Origin of the sequence: Arthrobacter sp. SO3 (assembly GCF_020532825.1) — a bacterium.
Classification (GTDB): Bacteria; Actinomycetota; Actinomycetes; order Actinomycetales; family Micrococcaceae; genus Arthrobacter.
This window is the reverse complement of record NZ_MQTS01000207.1, coordinates 1-1,195: the sequence shown is the minus strand read 5'-3', so window position 1 is coordinate 1,195 and position 1,195 is coordinate 1. Positions and strand designations below refer to the sequence as shown.

2 protein-coding genes are annotated in these 1,195 nt (G+C 68.5%); both read left to right on the top strand.

What is annotated here, in order from left to right; genetic code table 11:
* A partial coding sequence (locus BJQ90_RS18860) for a DUF2071 domain-containing protein (RefSeq protein ID WP_226761734.1) occupies positions 1–321 on the top strand: 321 nt, incomplete at its 5' end.
* Between the two features lie 135 nt (positions 322–456).
* On the top strand, positions 457–1,195 hold a 739-nt coding region (locus BJQ90_RS18855; protein WP_226761733.1), incomplete at its 3' end, for a hypothetical protein.

The window sequence follows — 1,195 nt, the reverse complement described above, 5'->3', positions numbered from 1 at the left end:
GGGTACTGGGTCCGGCGGTTCCGGGGCGGCGCCCGGAGCGACTTCGAGGTGGCACCGGAGTTCGACGCCGAAGCAACCGACCCGCTGTCCGTCCACCTCACCGCCCGGTTCGGTCTGCACACCCGGTTCCGAGGCAGGACCATGTATGTTCCCAACACCCACACTGCGTGGCCGTTGTACCGGGCGGAACTGACTCAGGTTGAGGATCAGCTGTTCGCTGCAGCCGGAATCACCGTCGCGGGCCCGCCCGAATCGGCGCTCTTCTCCCCCGGAGTCCGAACGCAGTTTGGGCGGCCGCGGTTCCTGGACAGCGAGTCCTGAGTCCCGGGCCCGGAATCGACTGAATCGGGCTGAACCGCGGGTACCGAGCCAGCCAGACGTCGGGAGTCTGGCGCCGACCGGTGCACTACGGGTGGAGTCGCTAATAATGTCGGAGCCCTCTGGCAGGGTGGTTCCATGGAAGCCGTTAGGGATTTCATCGATTTCCAGGACCCGGACCGTGGCACGGAACGCGGTACCGCGCAGCCCGCGGTGTCCGGGGTGGATGCGGCCCTCGACGGGGTGCGGGATGTCGGTTCGACGCCGGTCCAGGACGCGGCGTGTGCCCCAGGGAGAATTCCGGCCGCACCTTTGCGGCCAGTGTCCGGCCCGGCCAAAAATGTCGGAGCCCTCTGGCAGAGTGATTCCATGGAAGCCGTCAGGGATTTCATCGATTTCCAGGACCCGGACCGAGGCACGGAACGCGGCACGGACTGCGGTACCGCCCGGCCCGCGCAGCCCGCGGTGTCGGGGGTGGATGCGGCCCTCGACGGGGTGCGGGATGTCGGTTCGACGCCGGTCCAGGACGCGGCGTGTGCCCCAGGGAGAATTCCGGCCGCAACTTTGCGGCCTTTGTCCGGTCCGGCTCATAATGTCGGAGCCCTCTGGCAGAGTGATTCCATGGAAGCCGTCAGGGATTTCATGGATTTGCCGGACCCGGACCGGGTCGCGGAACGCGGCACGGACCGCGGTACCGCCCGGCCCGCGGTGTCCGGGGTGTCCGGCGTGTCCGGCGTGTCCGGGGTGTCTGGGGTGTCCGGGGTGGATGAGGCCCTGGCCGTGCTGCGGGATGTGACTTCGACAGCGGCCGGGGACGCGGCGTTCCTTGGGTTCCAGGCCGCCTCGGATTTCGCCGGCACCGTGGAGGAACTCTCAC